The sequence below is a fragment of the Mesorhizobium sp. ArgA1 genome (assembly GCF_053714375.1).
This window is the reverse complement of sequence record NZ_JBSKBQ010000009.1, coordinates 214,104-234,200: the sequence shown is the minus strand read 5'-3', so window position 1 is coordinate 234,200 and position 20,097 is coordinate 214,104. Positions and strand designations below refer to the sequence as shown.

25 protein-coding genes are annotated in these 20,097 nt (G+C 62.9%); 11 read left to right on the top strand and 14 right to left on the bottom strand.

All coding sequences use genetic code 11. The features are described 5' to 3' along the window. Window positions 1-627 (top strand): TCP-1/cpn60 chaperonin family protein (locus tag ACWGTI_RS20760; RefSeq protein ID WP_454588827.1); only part of this gene is annotated, 627 nt, incomplete at its 5' end. A gap of 69 nt (window positions 628-696) precedes the next feature. Here the strand turns inward: ACWGTI_RS20760 and ACWGTI_RS20755 are convergent. After that, entirely contained in the window at window positions 697-1,155 is a 459-nt protein-coding gene (locus ACWGTI_RS20755; RefSeq protein WP_454588826.1) for a VOC family protein, read from the bottom strand. 122 nt (window positions 1,156-1,277) lie between these two features. On the opposite strand from ACWGTI_RS20755, the gene ACWGTI_RS20750 reads away from it, so the two are divergent. Beyond that, the gene (locus ACWGTI_RS20750) at window positions 1,278-2,162 is read left to right on the top strand and encodes a LysR family transcriptional regulator (protein ID WP_454588825.1); all 885 of its coding nucleotides are present in this window, start codon (window positions 1,278-1,280) and stop codon (window positions 2,160-2,162) included. Between the two features lie 52 nt (window positions 2,163-2,214). Here the strand turns inward: ACWGTI_RS20750 and ACWGTI_RS20745 are convergent, their stop codons facing one another. From ACWGTI_RS20745 to ACWGTI_RS20710, 8 genes are all read right to left on the bottom strand, one after another. Further along, the gene (locus ACWGTI_RS20745) at window positions 2,215-2,826 is read right to left on the bottom strand and encodes a LysE family translocator (protein WP_454588824.1); all 612 of its coding nucleotides are present in this window, start codon (window positions 2,824-2,826) and stop codon (window positions 2,215-2,217) included. Between the two features lie 215 nt (window positions 2,827-3,041). After that, a complete protein-coding gene (locus ACWGTI_RS20740) occupies window positions 3,042-3,395 on the bottom strand; it encodes a YkgJ family cysteine cluster protein (RefSeq protein ID WP_454588843.1) in 354 nt (117 codons plus the stop codon). A 46-nt stretch (window positions 3,396-3,441) separates the two neighbouring features. Further along, the gene (locus ACWGTI_RS20735) at window positions 3,442-3,603 is read right to left on the bottom strand and encodes a hypothetical protein (protein WP_454588823.1); all 162 of its coding nucleotides are present in this window, start codon (window positions 3,601-3,603) and stop codon (window positions 3,442-3,444) included. 1 nt (window position 3,604) lies between these two features. Next, the gene (locus ACWGTI_RS20730; RefSeq protein ID WP_454577888.1) at window positions 3,605-4,012 is read right to left on the bottom strand and encodes a hypothetical protein; all 408 of its coding nucleotides are present in this window, start codon (window positions 4,010-4,012) and stop codon (window positions 3,605-3,607) included. Beyond that, window positions 4,012-4,236 carry a hypothetical protein gene (locus ACWGTI_RS20725; RefSeq protein WP_454588822.1) on the bottom strand — a complete coding sequence of 75 codons (225 nt, stop codon included), beginning with the start codon at window positions 4,234-4,236 and terminating at the stop codon, window positions 4,012-4,014. Before ACWGTI_RS20725 ends, ACWGTI_RS20730 begins: the two co-directional genes overlap by 1 nt. Before the next feature lie 293 nt (window positions 4,237-4,529). After that, a complete protein-coding gene (locus tag ACWGTI_RS20720) occupies window positions 4,530-4,739 on the bottom strand; it encodes a cold-shock protein (RefSeq protein ID WP_023671502.1) in 210 nt (69 codons plus the stop codon). Window positions 4,740-5,219: 480 nt separating this feature from the next. Then, a complete protein-coding gene (locus ACWGTI_RS20715) occupies window positions 5,220-5,549 on the bottom strand; it encodes a YciI family protein (protein WP_454588821.1) in 330 nt (109 codons plus the stop codon). 43 nt (window positions 5,550-5,592) lie between these two features. Beyond that, on the bottom strand, window positions 5,593-6,246 hold the full coding sequence (locus ACWGTI_RS20710) for a glutathione S-transferase family protein (RefSeq protein WP_454588820.1): 654 nt from the start codon (window positions 6,244-6,246) through the stop codon (window positions 5,593-5,595). A 165-nt stretch (window positions 6,247-6,411) separates the two neighbouring features. Here ACWGTI_RS20710 and ACWGTI_RS20705 point away from each other — a divergent pair, with 165 nt between their 5' ends. Beyond that, complete coding sequence (locus ACWGTI_RS20705; protein WP_454588819.1) at window positions 6,412-6,591, top strand: CsbD family protein; 180 nt, start codon at window positions 6,412-6,414, stop codon at window positions 6,589-6,591. A gap of 59 nt (window positions 6,592-6,650) precedes the next feature. On the opposite strand, the gene ACWGTI_RS20700 is transcribed toward ACWGTI_RS20705, so the two are convergent. Next, the gene (locus ACWGTI_RS20700) at window positions 6,651-7,769 is read right to left on the bottom strand and encodes a metallophosphoesterase (RefSeq protein ID WP_454588818.1); all 1,119 of its coding nucleotides are present in this window, start codon (window positions 7,767-7,769) and stop codon (window positions 6,651-6,653) included. Window positions 7,770-7,893: 124 nt separating this feature from the next. Between ACWGTI_RS20700 and ACWGTI_RS20695 the strand changes: the two genes are divergently transcribed. Next, window positions 7,894-8,487 carry a hypothetical protein gene (locus tag ACWGTI_RS20695; RefSeq protein WP_454588817.1) on the top strand — a complete coding sequence of 198 codons (594 nt, stop codon included), beginning with the start codon at window positions 7,894-7,896 and terminating at the stop codon, window positions 8,485-8,487. 16 nt (window positions 8,488-8,503) lie between these two features. On the opposite strand, the gene ACWGTI_RS20690 is transcribed toward ACWGTI_RS20695, so the two are convergent. Further along, window positions 8,504-9,190: a TetR/AcrR family transcriptional regulator gene (locus ACWGTI_RS20690; RefSeq protein ID WP_454588816.1), complete on the bottom strand. Its 687-nt coding sequence runs from the start codon at window positions 9,188-9,190 to the stop codon at window positions 8,504-8,506. Window positions 9,191-9,273: 83 nt separating this feature from the next. On the opposite strand from ACWGTI_RS20690, the gene ACWGTI_RS20685 reads away from it, so the two are divergent. From ACWGTI_RS20685 to ACWGTI_RS20665, 5 genes are all read left to right on the top strand, one after another. Beyond that, on the top strand, window positions 9,274-10,044 hold the full coding sequence (locus ACWGTI_RS20685; protein ID WP_454588815.1) for an NIPSNAP family protein: 771 nt from the start codon (window positions 9,274-9,276) through the stop codon (window positions 10,042-10,044). A 166-nt stretch (window positions 10,045-10,210) separates the two neighbouring features. Continuing rightward, complete coding sequence (locus ACWGTI_RS20680; RefSeq protein ID WP_454588814.1) at window positions 10,211-10,987, top strand: SDR family NAD(P)-dependent oxidoreductase; 777 nt, start codon at window positions 10,211-10,213, stop codon at window positions 10,985-10,987. A 201-nt stretch (window positions 10,988-11,188) separates the two neighbouring features. Then, complete coding sequence (gene fumC, locus ACWGTI_RS20675) at window positions 11,189-12,586, top strand: class II fumarate hydratase (RefSeq protein ID WP_454588813.1); 1,398 nt, start codon at window positions 11,189-11,191, stop codon at window positions 12,584-12,586. A 236-nt stretch (window positions 12,587-12,822) separates the two neighbouring features. Further along, a complete protein-coding gene (locus tag ACWGTI_RS20670; RefSeq protein ID WP_454588812.1) occupies window positions 12,823-13,245 on the top strand; it encodes a DoxX family protein in 423 nt (140 codons plus the stop codon). 167 nt (window positions 13,246-13,412) lie between these two features. Then, entirely contained in the window at window positions 13,413-13,826 is a 414-nt protein-coding gene (locus tag ACWGTI_RS20665) for a DoxX family protein (RefSeq protein ID WP_454588811.1), read from the top strand. Between the two features lie 3 nt (window positions 13,827-13,829). Here ACWGTI_RS20665 and ppx read toward each other — a convergent pair whose 3' ends face one another. Both ppx and ACWGTI_RS20655 read right to left on the bottom strand, forming a co-directional pair. Further along, window positions 13,830-15,362, bottom strand: a complete 1,533-nt coding sequence (gene ppx / locus ACWGTI_RS20660; RefSeq protein ID WP_454588810.1) for an exopolyphosphatase — start codon at window positions 15,360-15,362, stop codon at window positions 13,830-13,832. After that, window positions 15,362-17,563, bottom strand: a complete 2,202-nt coding sequence (locus ACWGTI_RS20655) for an RNA degradosome polyphosphate kinase (protein WP_454588809.1) — start codon at window positions 17,561-17,563, stop codon at window positions 15,362-15,364. The genes ppx and ACWGTI_RS20655 overlap by 1 nt, the downstream gene beginning before the upstream one ends. Window positions 17,564-17,800: 237 nt before the next feature. Here ACWGTI_RS20655 and ACWGTI_RS20650 point away from each other — a divergent pair, with 237 nt between their 5' ends. Next, window positions 17,801-18,046 carry a zinc-finger domain-containing protein gene (locus ACWGTI_RS20650; RefSeq protein WP_454588808.1) on the top strand — a complete coding sequence of 82 codons (246 nt, stop codon included), beginning with the start codon at window positions 17,801-17,803 and terminating at the stop codon, window positions 18,044-18,046. Window positions 18,047-18,065: 19 nt separating this feature from the next. Next, the gene (locus ACWGTI_RS20645) at window positions 18,066-19,301 is read left to right on the top strand and encodes an FAD-dependent monooxygenase (protein WP_454588807.1); all 1,236 of its coding nucleotides are present in this window, start codon (window positions 18,066-18,068) and stop codon (window positions 19,299-19,301) included. Between the two features lie 28 nt (window positions 19,302-19,329). Here ACWGTI_RS20645 and ACWGTI_RS20640 read toward each other — a convergent pair whose 3' ends face one another. Beyond that, complete coding sequence (locus ACWGTI_RS20640; RefSeq protein ID WP_454588806.1) at window positions 19,330-19,995, bottom strand: TIGR02117 family protein; 666 nt, start codon at window positions 19,993-19,995, stop codon at window positions 19,330-19,332. Window positions 19,996-20,097: the final 102 nt, after the last annotated feature.

Sequence of the window (20,097 nt, the reverse complement as noted above, 5' to 3'; positions counted from 1 at the left end):
GGCCGCGTTGCCCAGATCAAGCAGCAGATCGAAGAGACCACGTCGGACTACGACAAGGAGAAGCTGCAGGAACGTCTGGCCAAGCTGGCGGGCGGCGTTGCGGTGATCCGCGTCGGCGGTGCGACGGAAGTCGAAGTCAAGGAAAAGAAGGATCGCGTCGATGACGCCCTCAACGCGACCCGCGCGGCCGTGGAAGAAGGCATCGTTGCAGGCGGCGGCGTCGCGCTGCTGCGCGCTTCGGCCAACATCAAGGCCAACGGCGTCAATGCCGACCAGACTGCCGGCATCAACATCGTTCGTCGTGCGCTGCAGGCTCCGGCCCGCCAGATCGCCTCGAACGCCGGTGCTGAAGCTTCGATCGTTGCCGGCAAGATCCTCGACAACAAGGGCGCGACCTACGGCTACAACGCCCAGACGGGCGAGTATGGCGACATGATCGCAATGGGCATCGTCGACCCGGTCAAGGTCGTTCGCACGGCTCTCCAGGACGCGGCTTCGGTCGCCGGCCTGCTCGTCACCACGGAAGCCATGATCGCGGAGGCTCCGAAGAAGGAGTCGGCTGGCGGCGGCATGCCTGGCGGCATGGGCGGCGGCGGCATGGGTGGCATGGGTGGTATGGATTTCTAATCCAGCCTATCTGGCTTACGCATACGCAAAGGGCGGCAGCGATGCCGCCCTTTTTCGTTGCGGTGTGTTTCAGACGATCTCAGCGAGTTCAATCAGATTGCCGAAGGGATCGGCGAAGAAGGCCAGCTTGCGGCTGATGTCGTCGAGCTTGAACGGCTCGGTGACGATGGTGACGCCGCGCTTGCGCAGTTCAGCCACGGTGCCTTCAATGTCGGCGACATTCATGCAGAAATGGTGGTAGCCGGAATAGCGCAGGCTATCGCCGAGATCCTTGTAGGCCGGCGTATCGATTGGCAGCGGATCGCCGCCGCCCAGCAGTTCGATCATGAAATGATCGTCATTGGCCGGCGCAAGATAGGCGAGTTTCTCGTCGGCGAACGGCCATTCGTGAACCACACGGAAGTCGAGCTTGTCGACATACCAGCTCTTGGCAATCTCATAGTCGGTGACCCGCAGCGCCACGTGATGGCCGCGCATATTGGCAAAAACCGAAGCAGTGTTTTTGGCGGGGATCGGGAAGTCAGCCATTTGTCTCTCCTTTGGACCTTGGGCCGCTCAGTGGTTCCTGCGGCGACCCGGAGAAGATGGCGCAATTCAATTGCTTCTATTAGAGTGGTAATCCTTTTGACACTCCTGAGTGACAATCATCAATGCGCACAACCGACCTCTCCGAACTAGCCGCCTTCGATGCGGTGGCACGGCACAGCAGTTTTCGCCGTGCGGCCGAAGAGCGTGGCGTGACCGCGTCGGCGATCAGCCATGCCGTGAGCAATCTTGAGGAGCGCGTTGGTATCCGTCTGCTCAACCGCACGACGCGCAGCGTGTCGCTGACCGATGCGGGGGCGATGTTGCAGGCCCGGCTGGCGCCGGCGTTTGGGGATATCGGCGCGGCGCTCGACGCACTGAACCAATTCCGCGACACGCCCTTTGGCAAGGTCCGCATCAACATCCCGAATTCCATCGCGCCTTTCGTGCTGGGGCACATTATCGGCCCGCTCATCACGGATAACCCCAATCTCGAAGTCGAAATCGTGGCCACCGACAGGCTGGTCGATATCGTCGAGGAGGGTTTCGATGCCGGCATCCGGCTTGGTGAAAGCCTAGGGGACGGCATGATCGCCGTAAAGATCAAGCCGCGAATGCGCTTCGCCGTAATCGGCTCGCCAAACTATTTCCGCAACCGCGACATCCCAATGACGCCGCGCGATCTCGGTGACCATGTCTGCGTGCAGAACATGTATCCAAACGGCATGCGCTACGCCTGGGAATTCGAGCTGGAGGGCGAGGCCATCGCCTTCTACCCGAGTGGCCCGATTTCGCTCGACGACCATGACTTGATGGTACATGCGGCGCTATCGGGTGTCGCGCTGGCCTATGTCTGGGAGAACCGCGCCCAGCGTGACATAGTCGACGGCAGGCTGGTGCGCTGCCTTGACGAATGGTGTCCTCCCGAAGATTGGTTCCATCTCTACTATCCCAGCCGCCGGAACATGTCGGCCGGACTGCGCGCGGTTGTCGATGCGATGAAAGCTTGAGACAGAAAACCGTCCAAGGCGCCAGGCGCTTTAGGCCGAGGGGCTGGCAGTTCTACCTGTCCGCCAGCGCCAGCTTGGCGCCGAGCATTACGAAGGCGCCGGCGAACGTGCGGCGCATCCAGGTCAGCACCATCGGCCGCGACACGACATGGCTGCGGATCGAGGCGGCGAAGATGCCGTAACCGGCGAAGACGACGAAGGTCAGCAGCATGAAGACGCTCGAGAGTTCGAGCATCTTGGCGAATGCGTTCGGTTCGGTGGTGCTGACGAATTGCGGCAGGAAGGCAAAGAAGAAGATCGACAGTTTCGGGTTGAGGATGTTGATCAGGATGCCGGAGGTGATGACCTTGGCTGCCGAGCGGGGTGCTACGCTTTCATCGACGCTCAAGCCGCCCTTCTCCTTCAGCGTGTTCCAGGCCATGTAGAGGAGATAGGCGACGCCAAGATACTTCAGGGTCTCGAAGGCGACAGCACTTGTGTGCAGCAGCGCCGCCAGACCGGTGATGGCGGCGGCCATGTGCGGGATGATGCCGAGCGTGCAGCCGAAAGCGGCAATGATCGAGGCGCGCACCCCGCGCGAAAGCCCGGCGCTCAGCGTGTAGAGAACGCCGGTGCCGGGCGAAGCCACGACGATCAGCGACGTCAACAGGAATTCGATGCTCATGGATCCTCCAACGCCCTGCCCGGCGTGGAACGTATCGGGAGGCGTGAGGTGAGGCAAGCGGCGGTGAGAGTAATCTCCCCCCTTGAGGGGAGATGTCGCCGAAGGCCACAAAGGGGGTCGTCTCGCACGAAGTGCCAGCGTCCCCTGCGCGATGAGAAGACGTCAGCGCTTCAAGCGAGACGACCCCCTCTGGCCGCTTCGCGGCCATCTCCCCCTCAAGGGGGGAGATCGGTTAGCGCCATCCCGTGCGCCTTGCGCGCCGTCAGGCAATCATCGCCGCCGGGCATGCAGGCGCGGCAGACGTCGGGGCGGATCTCGTAAATCCCGCAGGCCGTATGCTTGCCGATCTCGCCGGTCAGCGCCGTACAGCGCACGCCCTCGCAACGCATGCCGGACAGGTTGGCCGCCACGAACTTTTCCGGAATCCGATCGAGCTGCGCATCGTCCTCGGTCGAGAAGCGCGGCCATTCGGCCGAATAGGAACAGCAGGCGCCGCAACTCTGGCAATCGAAAATTGCGACTGCTCCGGCTTCTTTATCGCCGGACAAAACGTCCGGAGCGTCAGCCAGGCCGGCGGGCGCGATCGAGGGATAACCGGCATCTCGTGGCAAGGCGCTATTTCTTCTTGCCCGCCTTGCGCGATGGTGTGGCGGCCGGCGCCTCGAACAGATCGGTCGCCGACGGTTCAGCGGCCTTCGGCGCGGCAGCGGGCTTGGCCGGCTTTGCGGCGGCAGCCGGTCCTGCCGGCTGGTCTTTGGCGGAAAACTTTATGGCCATGTCAGTCCTCGTCGGAAAAACGCGATGATGGTGCGCGCGGATTGCGCAAGCGGCCGATCAGCGCCGAGACCGCCGTGATGTTCATTTCCTCGGGCGACCAGTTCCTCGCCTCGGCGATGTGATGCGGCGCCAGTTCGCGATGCGTGCTGCCGCTATACGCGGCATCCTGGTAGGTCATCCGCTCCTGGGTCTTCTTGTCCTCACGGACATATTCGATCAGGTAGTTCGGGGCCTCGGCGCGGCCGCGCACGCCGACGCGCACCTGGGCATCGCCATGCGCGCGCTTGCAGCGCTCGAGCTTTTCCAGCACGCGGCGGACATATTCGACCGGCTTGTCCAGGCCTTCGACCATGGACGCAATGGTCGAATCGGCATCGATCGGCTTAGGCGGTACGCGCTTGGTAGCCATCAGCGTTTGCCTGCCCGCTTCGGCAACGCCGCAAGGGCCGCCGCCGCTGCCATCTCGTCGGCTTCCTTTTCCTTGCGCAGTTCGCGCAAGCGCGCGGTCTTGGCTTCGCGCGCCTCGCTGACGGCATCGCGCTCGGACAGGATGCGGTTGAGCGACATCGATTGGGTTTGCGTCTTGCTGAACAGCGACACGGCCTGGTCGGCGGCCTTCGATTGAGTGGTCAAAACTTTCTCCTGTCGGGAGCCTGGTGCCGATAGAGCGAGACCGGTCTTCGGACACAACCAAAGCAATACGGCATCGGGCAATACGGGCGGTTCAGATTGCTGGAGCGTCCCTTAGCACGTTCCGGCCGGCGTGCAGCGCACTTTTCGCGGCATGACACGCAAAATGAAAAAGGCCAGGCACCGCCTGACCTTCCATGGAAAGCGCCGCGCATCCAGTTGGATTGCGCAAGGCACTTCTCTCAGCCTTTCGTTGGTGCCAGTACATCCGTGGTCACCGGAAGGCCGATTTCGTATCAGGCCGCCTTCAACTGATCGGCGGACATCTTGCCCGACTTGTTGTCGCGGGTCATCTCGTAGCCGAGCTTCTGGCCCTCGACGATGTCACGCATGCCGGCGCGCTCTACGGCCGAGATGTGGACGAAAACGTCGGCGGAGCCGTCGTCAGGCTGAATAAAACCAAAACCTTTGGTGGCGTTGAACCATTTCACTGTGCCGGTGGCCATGAAGAACCCTTTCCCTGGCAAATATTCGTTCGCCATTGTGCGACTGCACAACAGCGTTTGTCTCGATTTTTGATGGGGAAGTTCGTCAAAGGCGCGCATGTGTGCGCGGATAACAAAAGTCGGTCAAACAAATATCGACGTATTCTTTGTAGACGTCTTTTGATGCCGAGTCAATTTCTGGTTTTCCCGCAGATCGAATTCAACCTGGGGTGCCGGGCGCATGAGGCCTCAACTGGCCAGCTGCCGCCGCGGAAGGCGGGCGTAAAAAAAATGCATCAGGCCTGGAACCAATTCCAAGCCGGCGCATTTCTATGGTGTCAGCAATTTGGAGAGAAATCTCAAGAATGCTGGCAAAAGGACGCCTCCCGCACATTAAACGGTGCGAGAGGCGTTCTTGTATGTTCCGGGTTTATCGCATCATTTTTTCGCAATTTCCGAACGGAAAACTGCTCACACTTTTCCTGGAATTGCTCTGGCGGCCTACAGGATCGCGCTGATCAACGGCAGGATCTCGTAGTGGAAACCGCGGCCCGAGCCCGACACCGGATCGCCGTCGGTCACCGCCCTCGCCTCGGCTTCGCTCCCGACACGCAGGATCAGCAGCCCCCAGGGGCCGGCCGGGTCGGCGACGGGACCAGCCAAAATCATGGCGCCCTCGCGCAGCTTGCCACGCAGATAGTCGGCATGCCGGCCCATCAGCTCCCTCTCCTCCTCCGTCATGGTGAAGGCGAAGTCCGGCCGAGGCGGGATCAGCCGGCAATGGAAGATTGATGGCGCCTTGGTTTTACTCGATCCGTCATTGCTGGCCATCGGTCCCTCCCCAAGGGGTGTCGTCAGTCGACCGTCCGTCGACCTATTCGTCCGGGCCGGGTTCCGGCCACGTCTCCTTCGCCGCTTCCGCATACCAATGCCGCATTGCGGGCGTTGCCAGCACCGCGTCGACATAGGCGCGTGTATCCGGCGCCAGTTCGCCGCCATAGGTGTCGAACCGGGTGACGACCGGCGCGTACATGGCATCTGCCGCGGTGAAATGACCGAACAGGAACGGACCGCCCTTGCCGTATTGTTCCCGGCACTGGCGCCAGATCGTTTCGATCCGCGCCCGCTGGAGCTCGCCTTCGGCGTCGAGCGGCTTATGCCCCTTTGGCCGGCGCAAATTCATCGGCCAGCCATAGCGCACCTCACGAAAGCCGGAATGCATCTCGGTCGCCACCGAGCGGGCCAAGGCACGGGCGCCGATATCCTCGGGCCAGAGCTTTTTCTGCGGAAACAGGTCGGCCAGATATTCAAGAATGGCAAGGGTTTCCCAGACGATCCTGCCATTGTGATTCAGGATCGGCACGAGGCCGGTTGGCGACACTTTCGCCAGATTGGCAAAGGTCTCGGGCGTGCGCAGGCGCACAAAACTTTCCTCGAACGGGATCTCCAGATGCTTCATCGCCACCCATGGCCTGAGCGACCACGACGAAAAGCACTTATTGGCGATGATGAGCGTAAATTCGGCCAAGACGGTCTCCCCAAAATTTTCGTCACACTAGCCACACGATGAGACGGCGGCAAAGTGTTTCGGCGACCATATAAGCGACCAATGCGACGATGACCGGCCGCACGGGGAACCTAAGCCACGCCTGCCCGTTTGCCTCCTGCAAATGAAATCCCAGGAGATGCCAAGATGGTGAACAAGGATCAGGTCGCTGGCGTGGCCAAACAGCTCAAAGGCTCGGTCAAGCAGGCTGCCGGCAGGGCGACCGGCAACAGGCAAACCGAGGCCGAAGGCACGGCCGACAAGATCGCCGGCAAGGTGCAGAAAGCCTATGGCGACGTGAAGGAAAAGGTCAGGAAGGCACTCTGATCCGAGCCCATGCAGGCAACGAAGAAGGCGGCTCAAGGCCGCCTTTTTCTTGAGAGTCGTCAGAAGGTCAGCTTCTTGCTGAAGGCGTTGGTGAAGTTGACCTCGCCATGGTCACCGGTGGCCTCGCCCAGCACCACGTCCATGGCCTCGCCGGTTACCCTCGCCAGCGCGAAGCCACCCATATAGGCGGCCTTCGGCTTGAACAGGTCGAGACCATCGCTGTTGTAGATCATCGGCACTTCATGCTGGTGGCCATGGAAGATGGCGATGACATTGTAGCCCCTCAGCGCCGCCAGCAGCGCCTGCCGGTCGGCCTCGCTCCACCAATGCGGCGCGCCTGAGCCGTCATCGTCAAACGTGCGCTTGGCGGGATCCCAGCGTTCGACCGAAAATGTGTCCCAGCCATAGTGCTGGAACAGGATGACCGGACGGCCGTCGGCGGCGTAGGTCGCCAGATCCTGCTTCAGCCACGGCAGGCTGCTCACCGCGCCATGGCCGGTGTCGCCGGCAAAGCGATGCGTCTGGATGAGATGCAGGCCACCCCAGTCCCAGGAATAACAGTCGGTGTCGACATCGTATTCGGTGGCCGGCACCGGCGGCTTGAAGAACACGCCGGGGCGGTGGTTGACCTCGACATAATCGCGCAATTCACGCCGGTACCAGTCGACATGCGGTGGCGAGCCATTCTGGTCCAGATCGTGATTGCCGAGCCCGACATAGACCGGCATGTGCACGCGATCCGGGCCGACGCCCTGGCTGTAGCGCTGGCTGAACTGCAAAAGCTGCGTGCCTTCGCTTGGCTCGGTGATCTGGCCGCCGCCATCGTCGGTGATGTCGCCGCCGACGACGAGGCCGAGCGGTGCACCGATGCGGCTGCCGGCCGAACGCAAGCCTGTGGCAACGCCGTCGATCTCGGTCGGCCATTGCCGGTCGGCCAAGCCATTGAGAGCCGCGACATTGCGCAACAGCGCGGCGTCGGTCTTGCCTTCCTGCAGGCAATTGGGGCTCAGGCCGCTCGCCATGCGACAGGCATGGACATCGGCGATGAACAGGAAGGTGGCGTCGATCGGCTGGATGCGCTTTCCGGTCTGGCCGATAGCGGCGCGCGGCAACAGGCCAGCCATGGCAAGGCCGGCTGCCTGTGCGAGGAAATTGCGCCGGGTCGAGATGCGATTCATGGTCTGAGTTTCAGCACAGCCGGCGCCCTGCCGTCCAGTTGCCCCGCGTAGCAGGTCGACATAGCATTGTAGCTCTGGCAGTTTTTCCGCTCCGGTGCTCAGTGCGCGGGCGGAGGAGGATGTCATGAAAGTTGCTTCGATAGGCATGGTGCTGGCTGGCTTGCTGCCGGCGGGTGTGGTGCATGCCGCCGATTGCATCGACGCAAGATCGGCCAAGGCCGGCTTCGTGCTCGAAATGCCCGGCATCCGCAGCGAGTTTCGGCCGGTGGCCGGCGGCATGATCTCCGTCGCTAACACCTACCAATCGCAATCGCCGCAGACCCAGTTCCTCTTCGCCGGCCTGGTCGAAGTGTTTCGCGACAGCGATACCGGACGGGTAGCGACGATCCCGTTTTCCGATCTGCGAAAACTGTTTCCGCTGAAGACGGGGGCAAAGAGCACGATTGAATTCGTCGAGCTGTCGCCGAACAAGCAGCCGAAGAGCACCAAGACGCTGAGCCTGATCGTCAAGGGCAAGGAGACGTTCAGCGTCGGCGGCTGCAAATACAACGTACTGGCCGTCAAGGAGACGTTCAAGAACGGAGCCGGCGAGACGCTGGACACATTCACCGCGCTCTATGCGCCAGACCTGAAAGCGGCTCTCGCCCGGCGCTACGATGAAGGCACCAGCGCTGAATCGGTGAATGGTTACGAGACGATCAAGCCGCTTGCCAACTAGGAAGCGGCCTTCCGCCTCAAGGTTTTCCCGGCCGCAGGAGGATCCTGCGACGTCGCTTCGGTCCGCCGGGGAATGGCGGCGTTGGGCTGGCCTCAAGCTCGGCCAGGCAATCGCGCAACACGCTCGCATCCTGCGACGTCTTGGCCATCGACATGGCGCCGGAATAGGCAGCGATGGCGAGTGCCGCAAAGCGCTCGGGATCAGTGTCCCGCTCTCTTCCCGCCTGCTGGTCGGCGCGCACCTTGTCGGCGATCGCCCGACGCCACGCTGCAAAGATACCGGCCAAAGCGAGGCGGAAATCCGGATCGGCGAGCGACAATTCATGCGCAAGATTGTTGAGCGGGCAGCCGCGCACGAAACCTTGCTGCTCCAGCTCAGCCGCCACACCTTCGAACACCGCTCGCACGCCTTGGCGCGCCGAGCCCGCCGCTCGTACGGGCGTGATCCAGGTCTCGTCGAGGGCGGCAGCCACCCGCTCCTCGATCACCGCCAAGGCGAGCGCCTTCTTGGTCGGGAAATGGTGATGCAGCGCGCCGCCGGTGACACCGGCGGTAGCCATCAGTTCGCCAAGGGGGGAGGCGTGATAGCCGCGCGCCTGGAACGACGCTTCGGCGACATCGAGCACCTTGTTGCGCAGGCCTTCGGGATCGTTGGTGCGTTTTCGCGGTGGCCCTTTTGGGACCTGAGCAATCTCTGCTGACATTTGCGAACGATAGCAGATTGACAAAACAGGACAACCGGTCTGTTTTATAAACCGGATGATCATCCTGTTTTGGAGACGACACCATGACCGTGCCCCTGAATGTGCCTGCAACAGCCAGTCTGCGCGCCTCAGCGGTCGTCGAGTTGCGGCAATACACGCTGAAACCCGGCCGGCGCGAGACGCTGATCGACATTTTCGACCGTCGGTTCATCGAAGGCCAGGAAGATGCCGGGATGACCATCATCGGCCAGTTTCGCGACCTCGACCGGCCCGACATGTTCGTCTGGCTGCGCGGTTTCGACGACATGGCCGCGCGGAAGGAGGCGCTCATCGCCTTCTATGACGGGCCGGTGTGGGCGGCGCACCGCGATGCCGCCAATGCGACGATGATCGATTCCGACGATGTGCTGCTCTTGAAGCCGGCATGGCCAGGCGCCGGGCTCGACCTGTCGGGCTTGCAACGCGGTCGGCTGGAGCATGGAAAGCCAAGCGCGGACAATCGCTTGAGCGGCATCGTTGTCATCCAGATTCATCATCTGCGGCCTGGCGCCGAGGCCGAATTCGCCGGCAGCTTCGAAACGGATGTCGTTCCGATCCTTACCACCGCCGGCGGAAGATTGCTCGGCGCCTTCATCACCGAACACACCGAAAACAGCTTTCCCCGCCTGCCCGTGCGCCTGGGCGAAAATGTCTTCATCGCCGTCAGAGGTTTCGACAGTATCGAAGCGCATGCCCGCCAGGAAGCAGCGCTTGCGGCTTCGCCACGATGGCAAGCGTTTCGCCAAGCGGTCGATATGACTAGGCGGACCGAAACCTTGCGCCTCTCGCCGACGTCGCAATCGCTGCTGCGGTAATGATCGGCACGCAGCCAGCCGAAGTTCATACTGTGTGATAGGCTGATGGCTTGACTGCGGCGGCCGGCATGCGGTGCTGTGCCGGAGCTGGCGGCGTGACCAGCGGGATCGTTCGATGAGACTTGGCCTTCCATGAGACTTGGCCTTCGATGAGACTTGGCCTTCGATGAGACTTTCTGGCAAGCGGGCGCTGGTCACCGGCGGTTCGGACGGGATTGGTCTGGCGATCTCGGAGGCGTTTGCGCGCGAAGGCGCCGATGTCTTGATCGTCGGTCGCGATACCGGCAGGCTGGAGGCGGCGCGAAACGCGCTTGCCGCGACGGCCATCGGTGGCGCCACGATCGAAACGCTGTCGGCCGACCTCGCCACCAGCGCTGGTATTGATGCCGTCGTCGCGCATGTGCAGCAATCCGAACGGCCGCTCGACATCCTCGTCAACAATGCCGGCGTCGCCTATCTCGTGTCGTTCGAGACCGTCACCGAAGACCAGTTCCAGCAATCCTTCGCGCTCAATGTAACGGCGGCGTTCTTCCTTACCCAGCGGCTGCTGCCGCATTTCGGGGCGAGCACATCGGTCATCAACATCTCGTCCTACTTCGCCAACAAGATGATCCCGAACCGGCCGTCGAGCCTGTATTCCCTGTCCAAGGGCGCGCTGAATTCGCTGACCAAATCGTTGGCCTTCGAGCTCGGACCGCACGGCATCAGGGTCAATGCGATCGCGCCCGGCACGGTCGACACCGCCATGCGGCGCAAGTCGATCGAAAACCTGTCGGCGGCGGCGCAGGCGGAGCTCAAGACCTATGTCCAGCGCAGCTATCCGCTCGGCCGTATCGGCCAGACCAATGACCTTGCCGGCATCGCGGTCTACCTCGCCAGCGACGAGGCGGCCTGGACCAGCGGTGGCATTTTTGCCGTAGACGGCGGCTATACGGCCGGCTGATGTTCGGCTCTCCTCAACCCGCGACGCTTGACCAAAGCCCCAATCCGACGTCCGTCTGAAGATCGAGCAATGTTTGCGACATTCGTGGTGCCATGCCTGCGGCCATCTAACCGATTTGCATCCCTAACTGCCGCAATCTCCGCTTGAAGGCCATTGTGCAACGCGATACGCCGTTGCCGAATTCGATCGTCGGAGAGACCCGTGACCGCTGCCAAGACCAGAACCGAAACCGACACGTTCGGCCCCATCGAGGTTGCCGCCGACCGTTATTGGGGCGCGCAGGCGCAACGTTCCCTCGGCAATTTCAAGATTGGCTGGGAAAAGCAACCGGCCTCGATCGTGCGCGCGCTGGGCATCGTCAAGCGGGCGGCTTCGGAAGCCAATATGGAGCTGAAGCGGCTCGATCCCTCGGTCGGCAAAGCCATCATCGAGGCCGCGCAAGAGGTCATCGACGGCAAGCTCAACGACCATTTCCCGCTGGTGGTCTGGCAGACCGGCTCGGGCACGCAGTCCAACATGAACGCCAATGAGGTGATCTCCAACCGGGCGATCGAACTGCTCGGCGGCGTCATGGGCTCGAAGAAGCCGGTGCACCCCAACGACCACGTCAATATGAGCCAGTCGTCGAACGACACCTATCCGACGGCCATGCATATCGCCTGCGCCGAGCGTATCGTGCACGATTTGATCCCGGCGCTGCATCACTTGCACAAGGCGCTCGACGCCAAGGCCCGCGCCTTCAACCATATCATCAAGATCGGCCGCACCCACACGCAGGACGCGACTCCCCTCACGCTGGGTCAGGAATTTTCGGGCTACGCCGCGCAGGTGGCATCCTCGATCAAGCGCATCGAGATGACCCTGCCCGGCTTGCAGGAGTTGGCGCAGGGCGGCACCGCAGTCGGCACCGGTCTCAATGCGCCGGTCGGCTTTGCCGAAAAGGTGGCCGACCGCATCGCCGCCATCACCGGCATCGCCTTCGTGACCGCGCCGAACAAGTTCGAAGCACTTGCAGCCCACGATTCCATGGTGTTCTCGCATGGCGCGATCAACGCGGCCGCCGCAGCACTCTTCAAGATCGCCAACGACATCCGCTTCCTCGGATCCGGCCCGCGCTCGGGCCTCGGCGAACTGTCGCTGCCGGAAAACGAGCCGGGCTCCTCGATCATGCCGGGCAAGGTCAATCCGACCCAATGCGAGGCGATGACGCAGGTCTGCGTGCAGGTCTTCGGCAACAACGCCTCGCTGACCTTCGCCGGCAGCCAGGGCCATTTCGAGCTCAACGTCTACAACCCGCTGATGGCCTACAATTTCCTACAGTCGGTGCAGCTGCTCGCTGACGCCTCGATCTCCTTCACCGACAATTGCGTCGTCGGCATCGAGGCGCGGGAGGACAACATCAAGGCGGCACTCGACCGCTCACTTATGCTGGTAACGGCGCTGGCGCCGACCATCGGCTACGACAATGCCGCCAAGATCGCGAAGACCGCGCACAAGAAAGGCACCACCTTGCGCGAGGAAGCGCTGGCGACCGGGCTGGTCAGCGAGGCCGATTACGACCGGCTGGTGCGGCCGGAGGACATGACCCATCCAGGATAAGCGATTCCGGGGAAGTGCGTAGCGCTTCCCCTTGAGGAGCTGCGTCGCCAGATGCCAGAGATTTGGTGGCGGGAGAATTTGCTCCCACTTCGCCATTGCCCGACATGAATTTCGCGTCCGCAGCCCGATCACCAAAATGTGCGCACTGTGAACAATGTGTCGCCCGATAGACGGCTTTGGTGAACAGTCGGCTTACTCTACTTGATGGGTCATTCAACCCTATCTGGAGTACCGCCATGACCATCAGCTCTTCCACCGCAGGCGCCGGCACCGCGTCCAACAGCTCCACCACCATCCTGCTCGGCCGCGTCCTGCTCGCCGCCATCTTCCTGCTTTCCGGTTTCGGCAAGCTCACCGCGATCGCCGGCACCGCTGGTTACTTCGGCAGCCTCGGCCTGCCGCTGCCGACCGTGACGGCCATTGTCGTCGGCCTGATCGAACTCGTCGGCGGTCTCGCCATCCTCGTCGGCTTCCAGACGCGGATCGTCGCCTGGGTGCTGGCCATCTTCACCGTAGCCACCGGTCTAGTTGCCCATATGAACTGGGCCGATCAGATGCAGATGATCAACTTCCTCAAGAACCTCGCCATTACCGGCGGTTTCCTCGTGCTGGCCTCCTCGGGCGCCGGCGCCTATTCGATCGACGCCAAGCGCGGCTGAACCGTCTCGAAATAGCTGGAACAAGAAGGCGGCGCGGAATTTTCCGCGCCGCTTTTTCGTTATCTGTCTACCACGCATCCCGAATTACCTGCATTTCTGCTAGGATCGGGACGTACGGAGGAGGGACAGAGCCACCCGGCCCTGCCCTTCGGCATCGGAGGTACGGCATGCCCCGCGACGTATTGCTTCTGCTTTCCAGGCTGCTGCTCGCCGCCCTGTTCGTTCCTTCCGGCTACCATGCGCTTGCCGACATTGCCGGCACGACCGGCTACTTCTCAGGCCTCGGCCTGCCACTGCCGGCGCTGGCCGCCTGGGGCACGGGCTTGTTCGAACTGATCGCCGGCCTCTTGATCCTGGTCGGCTTTCAGACACCGCTGGTCGCGCTGCTGCTTGCCGCTTTCTGCATCGTCGCGGGTTCAATCGGCCATTACGGCCAGGGCGGCGACGATCCAATGCTCGCCTTCATGCACCAGCAGATGCTGATGAAGGATATAGCCATTGCCGGCGGCTTTCTGGCGTTGGCCATGGCTGGCGCCGGCGCCTGGTCGATCGACGGGCGAATTGCTGCTGGCCGCGCCTGAAGATTACTTCACCGACACGCTGGGTCCACCCTCGACCGCCAGCACCAGCCGGCGGTTGGTGATCCGCGCCAGTTGCGCCAGGCGTCCGGCCGGGCGCTCGCCGTAAAGGTCGGAAAGTGCTGCCGGCAGCACCAGCGCCAGCGCGCCGTTACCGCGGTTTTCCCATTTCAACCGCGGCATGACGCCAGGCATTGCGGCGGTCAGCAGGTAGACGACGCGCAGCATCGCCGCCAGGGTGCGGGCCCGCTCCAGATAGCGCGGCGTCGCCAGTCCGCGAATTTCCGGGGCTGCCTCGTTGAACACACCCTCGTGGCGGAACAGGCCGACCAGCGCCAGGAAGGCGCGACCGGGATGGTCTACGCCGATGAAGGAGGCGTGGGCGATGATGTTGAGCGACTGCTTGCCGCGATATTCCGGGTGCGCGCGCCAGCCGATATCGGCAAGCAGGCAGGCGGCATGGCGATAACGCGCCTCGTCCTCGGTCTCGTCGATGCCGAAAGCGGCAAAGGCCTTGCCCGTCCATTCGACAAGCTCATGGGCATGGGTGACCGAGCGCGAGCGCAGCTGGGCCAACTCTTCCGAAGCCGAGATCAGCGGATCGGCCTTCTGCTCGGCCGCACCCAGCAGCGAATAGAGAAAGCCCTCGCGCACGCCGAGCGCCGAGACGATGATCTTCGACGGTTGCATCGCCGCCATGATTTCCTGGAGCACGATGGCGCCATAGGGCAGCAACGAGCGGCGGTTCTTGGAGACGCCCTCGATCCCCCTGACCTTCTCGATCTCGGCTTTCGCGACCTGCTTGAGGAAGTTCGCCGCACTGTCGGCGCTGATTTCGTAGTGGTGCATGACACCGAGCGGATAGTTGCTCATTTCCATGTGCAGCCGGGCGAGATTTCGCCAGGTGCCGCCGACCGCATAGAAGGCCCTGCCCTGCCCGCCCTTCAAGAGCTTCGCCCGCGCCAGTTCCTCGCGCGTGATCTTTGCCGCCTGGGCAAGCGAGTTCTTCGCCATGTCCTGCAGGCGCAGGCCGCCGAGCGGCAGCGTGATGCCGTCGCCGATCGCCTCACCGTTGACGTCGATCAGTTCGAGGCTGCCGCCGCCAAGGTCGCCGGCAATGCCGTTGGCCGGGTGGAAGCCGGAAATGACGCCGAGCGCCGAATAGTGGGCTTCCTGGCGGCCGCTCAGCACCCGGATCTCGGTCTTGAGCACGTCTTCGGCGCGGTGAATGAAGTCGGGGCCGTTGACCGCCTCGCGAGCGGCGGCGGTGGCCAGCACATATATATGCTCGGCGCCGACTTGATCCGAAAGGGCGCGGAACCGCCGAAACTCCTCCATCGAGCGCGTTACCGCCTCGGGATCGAGCTTGCCGGTCGAAACGATGCCGCGGCCGAGGCCGGCCAGCATCTTTTCGTTGAACAGCGTGGTCGGCGAACGCGCCAGGCCTTCATAGATGACAAGGCGGATCGAGTTCGAGCCGATGTCGATGACGGACAGCGGTCGGCGATCCTGAAGCCGGCCCTGGGAAGTTGCAATCATCAGCCGGACGCTGCAGCGTTTTTCTTGCGGCGCTTGAACTGCGCGATGCGCTTGGGCGCATGCGACTTCAGCGCATCGCCCCGTCCGGACAGGCTAGGATTGGTCATGAAATATTCCTGCGCGTTGAACGGTTCCTCACCCTCCTCCAGCACCACGCGCCGGGAGGTTCCGTCAGCCAATACGTCGAAACTTTGCTGGTTGTCCATGATGTTGCCCAGCATGATCTGGCCAAGTATCTGTTCATGCACAGTTGGATTGGTGATCGGCACCATGGTCTCGACGCGGCGGTCGAGATTGCGCGGCATCAGGTCGGCCGAGGAGATGTAGACGATCGCCTCGTCTGAGGGCAGGCCATGGCCGTTGCCGAAGCAGTAGATGCGACTGTGTTCGAGGAAACGGCCGACGATCGACTTGACCCTGATGTTTTCCGACAGGCCCGGCACCTGCGGCCGCAGGCAGCAGATGCCGCGCACGACGAGGTCGACCTCGACGCCGGCGCGGCTGGCGTCATAGAGCGCGTCGATGATGTTGGGATCGACGAGCGCATTCATCTTCATCCAGATGCGCGCCGGCCGGCCAGCCAGGGCATAGGCGATCTCATCGGCAATGTGCTTCAGGATGCGGCTGCGCAGCGTAAACGGCGAGATCGCGATCCGCATCTCGTCGGTCGGCTCGGCATAACCGGTGATGAAGTTGAACAACTGGGCGACGTCGCGGGCAATCGTCGGATCGGTGGTGAAGAAGGACAGGTCGGTGTAGATGCGCGCGGTGACCGGATGATAGTTGCCGGTGCCCAGATGCACATAGTTGCGCAGCTTGCCGTCTTCCCGCCGCACCACCAGCGACATTTTCGCGTGCGTCTTCAGTTCGAGGAAGCCAAACACGACCTGAACGCCGGCGCGCTCGAGATCGCGCGCCCAGCGGATGTTGGCTTCCTCGTCGAAGCGCGCCTTGAGCTCAACCAGGGCGGTCACCGACTTGCCGGCCTCGGCGGCATCGACCAGCGCGCGCACGATCGGGCTGTCGTTGGAGGTGCGGTAGAGCGTCTGCTTGATCGCCACCACTTCCGGATCGGCCATCGCCTGGCGCAGGAACTGCACCACCACGTCGAAGGATTCGTAGGGGTGGTGGACGACGATGTCCTTCTCGCGGATGGCCGCGAAACAATCGCCGCCATGCTCGCGGATGCGCTCGGGAAAGCGCGGATTGTAGGGCCTGAACTTGAGGTCGTCGCGCGGCACGGCGACGATCTCGGAAATCTGGCTGAGCGCCAGCGGGCCGGTCAAAACGCTGATGCGGCTCGAAGAGACGCCAAGCTCGCCGGCAACGAAATCGCGCAACTCGCCGGGCATCAGCTTGTCGAATTCGATGCGGATGACCGAACCGCGGCGGCGGCGCTTCAGCGCCGTCTCGAACAGGCGCACAAGGTCCTCGGACTCCTCCTCGACCTCGATATCGCTGTCCCGGATGATGCGGAAGGTGCCGGAGCCCTTGACCTCATAGCCGGGGAACAGCTTGCCGATATAGAGGCCGACCGCCTCCTCGAGCGGAATGAAGCGAACGTGCTGCTTGCGGTCGGGCAGGCGGATGAAGCGCTTCAGCGCCACCGGCAGGCGCAGAAGCGCGCTCATCTCCTCGCCATTCTTGCGGTGACGCAATTGCAATGCCATCGAGAAGCCGAGATTGGGAATGAACGGGAAGGGATGCGCCGGGTCGATCGACAGCGGGGTCAGCACCGGGAATACCTGGTCCTGGAAATGGTCCTCCAGCCAGACCTTCTCATCCTTGGTCAGTGCATCGCGGGTGATGCTCTCAATACCTTCCTTGTTGAGCAGCAGCATCAGCGCCGACAGGCTGTTCTGCTGGTCCTCCTGCAGCCGCTCGACCTCGCGCAAAAGCTGTTCGAGTTGCTGCTCGGGCGTGCGCCCGTCGGGGCTCTTCAGCGCAATGCCTTCGCGCACCTGGCCGGCAAGACCAGCGACGCGGACCATGAAGAATTCATCGAGATTGGCGGCCGAGATCGACAGGAAACGGACACGCTCGAGCAGCGGGTGGTGCTCGTTCTGCGATTCCTCGAGAACGCGCCGGTTGAACTGCAGCCAGGAGAATTCGCGATTGACGAAACGGTCGGGGTTGCCGCCCTCCGGGCTCGCCACCTCGACATTGATGAATTCGCTCTGCACCGGCTTCAGTTCATTCATGGTTTCCTGCCTGCAACCGTTCCTTTGGGAGCACCGCATATGCCGAGATGGCCACGGACGCTCTAACATCAATTTGTGACGCGTGATCCGTCGCGGAATCGCTCGGCTTCCGGGGTCATGCGCTTAACCGGCTCAACTTATCCTCTGCCAGCCTTTTGCGACAGTTTCATTTCATCGATCTTGCAAACAGAGCTGTTATGATCCAGATGCAGACGAGACTGCGTTAAGGAGACGATGATGGCAGGCGGTTCCATTCCCCATTTCCAGAACGATGCCGGCCATCCGGCGATCGACATCGGTGTCAGGGAATTCATGTGCACCGGTGCCAACCCACCCTTCGATCATCCACACGTGTTTCTCGACATGGGCGACGACAATGAAAAGGTCTGCCCCTATTGCTCGACGCTCTACCGCCATTCGGCGAAGCTGAAGGCGACGGAAACCGAGCCGCCCGGCTGCCTCTATATCGACCAGGCCGCCTGATCTTCCGCGGCAAAGCGCGATGGAAGACGTCAGGTCCCGGCAGGTCATAATCGCCGGGGCCGGCGTCGCCGGGTTGACGGCAGCCCTCGCCTTCGCCGGACGCGGTTATCCGATAAAACTGTTGGAACAGGCGTCGCGGCTCGAAGCGGCCGGCGCCGGCATCCAGCTTTCGCCCAACGCAACAGGCATTCTTCGAAAACTCGGCGTGCTCGACCGGCTGCTGCCGACGGCGTTGCGGCCGGAAGCGGTGGTGCTGAAGGACGCGGCGACGCTGCGCGAACTGGCGCGGGTGCCACTTGGGCAAGCGGCCGAAGCGCGCTGGCAGGCGCCGTATCTTGTCGCCCACCGCGCCGATCTGCAGGCGGCACTGCTGGCGCAAGTCGCAGAACAGCCTGGGATTGAGCTCGTCACCGGCGCGCGGGTCACAGGTATCGCCGTCAACGCGCAAGATGTTGCGGTGACCGCCGAGGCGGATGGCCGCGCGATCGAGGCGCGCGGCCGGCTGCTGGTCGGCGCCGATGGCGTCTGGTCATCGGTTAGGGCGCAGCTTACGAGTAAGGAACCGGCTTTCGGCAAAAGCCGTTTCTCGGGCGAACTCGCTTGGCGAGCAACAGTTGCGGCCGAGGGTGCCGCCGGAGAAGCCTTTGCCACCATCGCCGCCACCGACTGCGTCACCACGTTCTTGCATCCCGGCTTCCACATGGTCGCCTATCCCGTCAGCGAAGGTCGCGCCTTCAATCTCGCAGCCTTCACCAAGGGCGAGCGTATTGCCGAAGGCTGGTCGGGCCGTGCCGACCCAGCTGTTCTCGACGGCGCCACGCGCGGCACAGCGCCGGGCCTGGCGAAGCTTGTGGCGCTGGCCGGCCCCTGGACGGCGTTTCCGATCCATACCGTCGAACAAACGCGGTGGACGAGCCCGCAAGGCATCGCCCTGATCGGCGACGCCGCGCATGCGATGACGCCGTTCGCGGCACAAGGTGCGGCCATGGCGATCGAAGATGCCGTGACGCTGGCTGACGTCATCGCCGATTTCCCTGCCGATCCGGCGAGGAGTCTTCAGATCTGGGAAAACCTGCGGCGGCCGCGGGTCGCCAAAGCCGCACGTCGCGGCGCCGTCAACCGCCTGGCCTGGCATGCCTGGGGCCCGGTGGCTGCCGCCCGCAACCTGTTCCTGTCCATGCGCTCGCCCGAAAAGCTCGCGGCCGATCTCGACTGGCTCTACGGCTGGGAGCCGCAGAAAATCATCCGGCGCTAGACGTCGCCGGGATGTCTATCGTTTTCAGCTAGTTATACAACCGCATCGACAGGCCGAGCGAGGCCGGTAGCGGGTTCCACCAGCCGGTGCGCAGGCCGGCGGTGCGCAGGCCCGCCGCTGTCCAGGTGTTGCAGCCGACCAGTGCGTTGAAATGGCCGTTCGCCTCGTAGAAGCGATCGAAGCTGGAATAGGCTGCATTCTCGATGACGACCGGACCGTTCGGCCCTTGCTGGAAACTCGCGTCGATGTAATCGAGCAGTGCCGCAAAACGCTTCTCATCAATGTCGAAGCCGGTGACATCTGGGTGCGGTTCGGCGATGGCGCCCGCGATATCTACATGCATGACCGAGGCATCCAGGGTCAGCGCTTTGAGCACTGGCACTGCTTTCAGCTCAGACCAGCTCGGCGTCTCCAGATAGAAGGCGCGGCCACCCCAGCCAAAGACGATGTAGCGCACCTCGGGAGCGTCCGCCGGGATGCCGGCATCGACCAGAAAACGAAAACGCTGGCGCACGGCATCATCGACGGGAATGGCGATGTCGGTGTGGATCGGGTTCTTCAGCACCAGAATGTGGCGCGTGCCCTCACCCGCAGCCGCCGCCGGCCAGAGCGGGCGCGGCACCAAAGTGCCGAGTGTTGCGGCGAGCACGACCGCGACAACCAGCATGGCCAGGAAACGCAGGGCTTTTCTCATGCGGTGGCGGCTTTGCGGTGTCCCGACGTCATCGTCCGGCGCCAGATAGCAAAAAAGCCCGGCCGCATTGCGGCCGGGCTCTTCTGGTTTGGATGAAAATGC